This window comes from Streptomyces sp. NPDC058469, assembly GCF_042721125.1.
Classification (GTDB): domain Bacteria; phylum Actinomycetota; class Actinomycetes; order Streptomycetales; family Streptomycetaceae; genus Streptomyces.
The window spans coordinates 1-6,776 of the sequence record NZ_JBHXME010000286.1 but is presented as its reverse complement, the minus strand read 5'-3'; the positions used below and the strand labels follow the sequence as shown (position 1 = coordinate 6,776).

Genomic DNA, 6,776 nt, shown 5'->3' with positions numbered 1-6,776 from the left:
TTCCCCGGCCAGGGCTCCCAGTGGGCGGGCATGGGCACACTGCTCGCCGCCGAGTCGCCGGTGTTCGCCCGCGCTCTGGACGACTGCGCGCAGGCACTCGAACCGCACACCGGCTGGAACCTCAGGGACGTCCTGTCCCGGCCCGAGCTGCCCGCCGGAACCGACGTGGTACAGCCCGCGCTGTTCGCGATGATGGTGGCGCTCACCAGACTCTGGCAACACCACGGCGTCAGTCCCGACGCAGTCGTCGGCCACAGCCAGGGCGAGATCGCCGCCGCTCACATCGCAGGCGCACTCAGCCTCGACGACGCCGCACGGATCGTCGCCACCCGCGCCAAGGCGCTCCTCGGTCTCGCCGACACCGGCAGGATGGTGTCGCTGCCCCTCGACGCGATCTCCGCGGAGGCGCTCATCGGCGACCTCGGCCTCACCGGCGAGCTGCACGTCGCGGCGTTGAACGGCCCCGCCCACACCGTCGTGGCAGGCGCGACGGCGGCCGCCGAGGCGATCGTCGCGCACGGCCGGGCCGCCGGGCTCAACGCCCGCATGGTCCCGGTCGACTACGCCTCGCACACACCGCACATGCACGCCCTGCGCGGCACCCTCCTGGCCGAGCTGGCCGGGATCTCGCCCCGCAAGGCCCCGATTCCGTTCCACTCCACGCTCACCGGTGCCGTCGTCGAGGACACCACCGTCCTGGACGCCGCCTACTGGTACGACAACCTCGCCAATCCCGTCCTGTTCCATCCGGTACTGGCCGCGCTGAGCCCGCGGCACACCGCATTCGTCGAGGCCAGCCCGCATCCGGTGCTCGTCCCGGCGATCGACGCCGTGCTGCACGCGTCAGGAGCACCCGGCGCGGCCCATCCGACGCTCCGCCGCGACGACGGCGGCCTCGGCAGGTTCCACGTCTCGCTCGCCGGCCGCCACGTGCGGGCCGCCGAGCCCGGCACCCTCTGGCGGCCGCCGGCGACGGGCAGGGCCGGGCATCCGCCGACCTACCCGTTCCAGCACAGCAGGTTCTGGCTGGGCTCGACCGGCGCGGGCAACGCGTCGGGGCTCGGCCTGGAAGCGGCCGGCCACCCGCTGCTCGCCACCGTCATCCCGCTCCCGGACGGCCGCTGGCAGGCGACGTCCCGGCTGTCGGCCGACACCCTGCCGTGGCTCGCCGACCACGCCGTCCACGCGACCCCGCTGCTGCCCGGCACCGCGTTCCTCGACCTCGCGCTCCACGCCGGGCAGGCGTCCGGCTGCCCCACCGTCGCGGAGCTGACCCTCCAGACGCCGCTCGTCCTCACCTCGGACACGCCCCGCGACCTGCATGTGGCGGTCTCCGCGCCCGACGACGACGGCCACCGGCAGATCACCTTCCACTCCCGGACCGGGGCCGACTCTCCGTGGGTCGAGCACGCGACGGGACGCCTCTCCCCCGACGAGGCCGAAGGGCCGCAGGACGCGCCCGACGCCCCCGCCGGCGGCCCCGTCGCGATCGACGGGCTGTACGACCGGCTCGCCGAGCACGGCTACCACTACGGTCCCGCGTTCCGGAACGTCCGGGAACTCCACCGGGACGGCGCCGTCCTGGACGTCCGGGTCGTCCTCGACCGTGACCTGGCGGCGGGCGCACACGGCATCCACCCGGCGCTGCTGGACGCGGCGCTCCACCCGCTCGCCCTGACCGGCGACGACGGGGCCGGCCTGGCGCTGCCGTTCTCGTGGCGGGACGTCCGGCTGACCGCGACCGGCGCGACCGAGCTGCGGGTCAGGCTGACCGAGATCGGGGAGAAGACCCTCCGTGTCGAGGCGTGGGACGTGTCCGGGGCTCACGTCCTGACGGTCGGTGCGCTGACCCTGCGGACGGTGAGCGGCGAGGAGTTCCTGCGGTCCTTCGCGGCCTCCGCCGACCGCTCCCTTTTCGAGGTCGTCTGGAACCCGGTCGCGGTCGGCGAGGCGGGCGAGCCTCCCGTGCCGTTCGCCGACGCGTCGGCCCTCGAGACGCCGCCCGCCGCCGTCCTGCTCGACGTCTCCGGAGAGCCCGACGGCCCGGACGCGATCCGCGGCCTGGCCGCGGAGGTCCTGGAGGCCGTACGCGAATGGGCCGCCGACGCGCGGTCCGCCGGGTCGCGACTGATCGTCCGGACCACGAACGCCTTGCCCGTCTCCAGGACGGACGCCGTCCCCGAACTCGCGCCAGTGTGGGGTCTGGTACGCGCCGCCCAGTCGGAGAACCCCGGCCAGTTCGTGCTCGTCGACACCGACGGCCTTCCCGCGTCGGACGCGCTGCTCCCTGCGGCGATCGCGTCCGGGCAGCCGCAGCTGGCGCTGCGCGACGGCCGGGTTCTCGCCCCCGCGCTCGTCAAGGTCGCGCTCCCGGGCTCGGCCCCGTCGGCGCTGTCGGGGACGGGGACCGTCCTGGTCACCGGCGGCACCGGGACGCTCGGCGCGCTCGTCGCCGGGCATCTCGTCTCGGCACACGGGGTGCGGCGGCTGCTGCTCGTCAGCCGCAGTGGCCCGGACGCCCCCGGCGCGGACGACCTGACGGCCCGTCTGGAAGCGCTCGGCGCGCATGTGACGATCGCCGCCTGCGACACCGCGGACCCCGACGCGCTCGCCGCGCTCCTCGCCGCCGTCCCGGCCGAGCATCCGCTGACGGCCGTGGTCCACGCGGCGGGCGCGCTCCAGGACGCGCCGCTGCTCGGCCAGACCGCCGCCCATCTGGAGACCGTGTTCCGGCCAAAGGTCGACGCCGCCTGGAACCTGCACCGGCAGACCAGGGACCTGGACCTGGAGGCGTTCGTCCTGTTCTCCTCGGCAGCCGGCACCCTCGGCAACCCCGGACAGGCCAACTACGCCGCCGCCAACACCTACCTCGACGCCCTCGCCCACCACCGGCACGCCCAAGGCCTCCCGGCCGTCTCGATCGCGTGGGGGCTCTGGGAACGGACCAGCGGCATGACCGGGACCCTCACCGACACCGACCTCGCCAGGCTCCGCCGATCCGGGCTCGTCCCCCTCACCGACGACCACGGGCTCGCCCTGTTCGACGCCGCCCTCGGCCTCGACCGGGCGTCGCTGCTGGCCGCGACGCTCGACACGTCCGCCGCGGCGGCGCATCCGTCGCCGCTGATGCGCGGCCTCGCGCCGCGGTCCCGCCCGGCGGCGGCCGGCAGGAGCGGCGCGCTGGCCGGACGGCTCGCCGAACTGGAGCCCGAGCAGCGGCTCAAGCACCTCCTGGGCGTCGTCCGGGCGCACTCTGCCGCCGTACTCGGGCACCAGGACCCGGACGGGATCGCCGACGACCGGCCGTTCAAGGACCTCGGCTTCGACTCCCTCACCGCCGTCGAACTCCGCAACCGGCTCGCCGGCGCGACCGGGCTGCGGCTGCCGCCGACCCTGGTCTTCGACTATCCGACTCCCCGGGCGGTCACCGAGCATCTGCTGGCCGCGCTCACCGAGGCGCCGTCCAGGAGCGGCCCGGCCCGGCGGACGGCCGCCGCGGCCGACGAGCCGATCGCGATCGTCGGGATGGGCTGCCGCTACCCGGGCGACGTCAAGACCCCGCACGACCTGTGGAACCTCGTCGCGCGCGGCGTCGACGCCGTGTCCGCGTTCCCCACCGACCGCGGCTGGCCCGCCGGGCTCTACCACCCCGACCCCGACCATCCCGGCACCACCTCGACCGACCGGGGCGGATTCCTGCACGACGCCGGGGACTTCGACCCGGCGTTCTTCGGGATCAGTCCGCGCGAGGCGCTCGCCATGGACCCGCAGCAGCGGCTCCTCCTGGAGACCGCGTGGGAAACCCTGGAGAACGCGGGACTCGACCCGTCCGGGCTGCGGATGCGGCAGGTCGGCGTCTACGCAGGCGTCATCAGCGCCGACTACGGGCTGCGGATGCTGAACGACGTACCTGAGGAGTACGAGGGGTACCTGCTGACCTCCAACGGCGGCAGCGTCGCGTCCGGCCGGATCTCCTACACCTTCGGCTTCGAAGGTCCGGCCGTCACCATCGACACCGCCTGCTCGTCCTCGCTCGTCGCGATGCATCTGGCGGCGCAGGCCCTGCGGTCCGGCGAATGCGAACTGGCCCTCGCGGGCGGCGCGACCGTCATGGCGACGCCATCCCTGCTCGTCGAGTTCAGCCGCCAGCGCGGCCTCGCCCCGGACGGCCGATGCAAAGCGTTCTCCGCGACCGCCGACGGAACCGGCTTCTCCGAAGGCGTCGGCCTCGTCCTCCTCGAACGACTCTCCGACGCCCAGCGCAACGGCCACGAAATCCTCGCCGTCCTCCGCGGATCAGCCGTCAACCAGGACGGCGCCAGCAACGGCCTGTCCGCCCCCAACGGACCCTCACAAGAACGCGTCATCGAACAAGCCCTCGCCAACGCCCGACTCACCGCCGACCAAATCGACCTGATCGAGGCACACGGCACCGGCACCACCCTCGGCGACCCCATCGAAGCCCAAGCCCTGCTCCACACCTACGGCCGACACCACACCCCCGAACAACCCGCCTACCTCGGATCCATCAAAACGAACATCGGCCACACCCAGGCCGCCGCCGGAGTCGCAGGCGTCATCAAAAGCATCTACGCCCTCCAGAACGCAGTCCTGCCACGAAGCCTCCACATCGACAACCCCACCCCACACGTCGACTGGACAGCCGGAAACCTCACCCTCCTCAACCACACCCTCCCCTGGCCCGACGCCGGACGACCACGCCGCGCCGCAGTCTCATCATTCGGCATCAGCGGCACCAACGCCCACCTCATCCTCGAACAAGCACCCGAACCCACCCCGACGGAGGTCCCGGACGAGGAGGCGCCGGCCGTCGCGGTCACGCTGTCGGCCAAGGACCCGGCCGCGCTCCGCGCCGCGGCGTCCCGGCTCCGCGACCACCTCGACGCGCAGCCCGCCGCCGTCCCGGCCGGACTCGCCGGGAGGCTCGCCGCCCGGACCCTGTTCGACCACCGGGCGGTGATCGTCACGGCGGGCGGAGACCGCGCCGGGCTCGGCGCGGCGCTCACCGCCCTCGCATCCGAACGGGAGCATCCCGCGCTGGTCACGGGATCGCCCACCGGACGCGGCGACGGCGTGGTCTTCCTGCTCAGCGGCCAGGGCAGCCAGCATCCCGGCATGGGACGGGAACTGCACGCGGCGTCCCCCACCTTCGCCGAGGCCTTCGACACCGTGTGCGCCGCGTTCGACCCGCACCTCGAACGGCCGCTCAAGGACGTCATGTTCGACGGCGGCGACCTCGTCAACGACACCGCCTACGCCCAGCCGGCGATCTTCACGCTCCAGGTCGCACTGCACGCCCTGCTCGGCCACTACGGCATCACGCCCGACCGGCTGCTCGGCCACTCGATCGGCGAGCTCACCGCCGCCCACCTGGCCGGAGTATGGACCCTCGACGACGCCGCCCGGCTCGTCGCGGCGCGCGGACGGCTGATGAGCGCGCTGCCGTCCGGGGGCGGGATGCTGAGCGTCCAGGCGTCCGAGGCCGAGCTGCGGCCGCTGGTGGACGCCGAGGACGGCGTCGCCGTCGCGGCGCTCAACGGGCCCGCATCGACAGTCCTGTCCGGCGAACTCACCGCGCTCGATCGGATCGCCGAGCGGCTCGACGGGCTGCGGCTGCGGCACCGGCGGCTGGTCGTCAGCCACGCCTTCCACTCGCCGCTGATGGAGCCGATGCTCCACGAGTTCCGGGAGGTCGCCGCGGGCGTCACCGCACGCCCGGCACGGATCCCGCTGATCTCGAACGTCACCGGGCTGCCCGCGACGGACGAGCAGCTCGCCGACCCCGCCTACTGGGCCGGTCAGATCCGCGGTGCCGTACGGTTCCACGACGGCCTCGCCCGGCTGCACGCCGACCACGCTCCCGCCTGCTATCTGGAGCTCGGCGCGCGTCCCGCGCTCGCGACCCTCGCCCGCCAGTCCCTGGACGGCGTCACCGCACGGTCCGTCCTCGACACGGCCCTCCCGGAACCGGCCGCGGTGCTGACCGCGCTCGCCCACCTGCACACCGCCACCCGGATCCCCGTCGGCTGGCGGGCCGGAACCGCGACGGCGTCCGCTCCGCCGCCCACCTACCCGTTCCAGCACCGCGCCTACTGGTACGAGCCGGTCGCGGCCCCCGCCCCCGCGGCGGAGTCCGAGACGGCCCTGTGGGAGGCGATCGACCGCCAGGACCTGAGCGCCCTGTCCACCACCCTGGACCTGGACTTGGACGACCCCGCCAAGCGGCTCCTCCTCGCCGAGCTCCTCCCGGCCCTCTCGGCCAGCAGGCGCAGCAACGGCTGGTGGCACGAGCAGACCTGGCAGCGCGTCCCCGTCTCCGCCGACATGCCCCTTCCCGGCACCTGGCTCCTCCTCACCGACGGCCCCTCCTCCACCCTCCCCACCGCCTTGATCCCCCTCCTCACCGAACGCGGCGCCCAGCCCCTCCACCTCGACCTCTCCACGACCGCCGACGGCGCAGTCGCCTCCGGCACGGGCTCCGGTCCGGTCGGCGGCGCGGGGAGCGGTCTCAATCGGCTCGCCCGGGTGCTGGGTGAGGCCGTGGAGGGGGCAGCGGTCGAAGGGGTGCTGTACCTCGCGGCGGACGTGGACCGGGAGGCGCTGCGGTGGACGGCCGAGCTGCCCGAAGCGCTGGCGCGAGCCGGGGTCGACGCGCCGTTGTGGTTCGTCACGCGGGGAGCCGTCGGCGACGGGGTGGCCGCACCGGTCGGCGATGTCTCGCAGAGCATGCTGTGTCGAGTCGTGGAGACGGCGGG

1 protein-coding gene is annotated in these 6,776 nt (G+C 74.2%); it reads left to right on the top strand.

Annotated features, from left to right (window positions below; genetic code table 11):
- Positions 1–30: 30 nt before the first annotated feature.
- Positions 31–6,776: SDR family NAD(P)-dependent oxidoreductase (locus ACFWP5_RS51185; RefSeq protein ID WP_384173918.1), on the top strand; the 6,746-nt coding region annotated here is incomplete at its 3' end.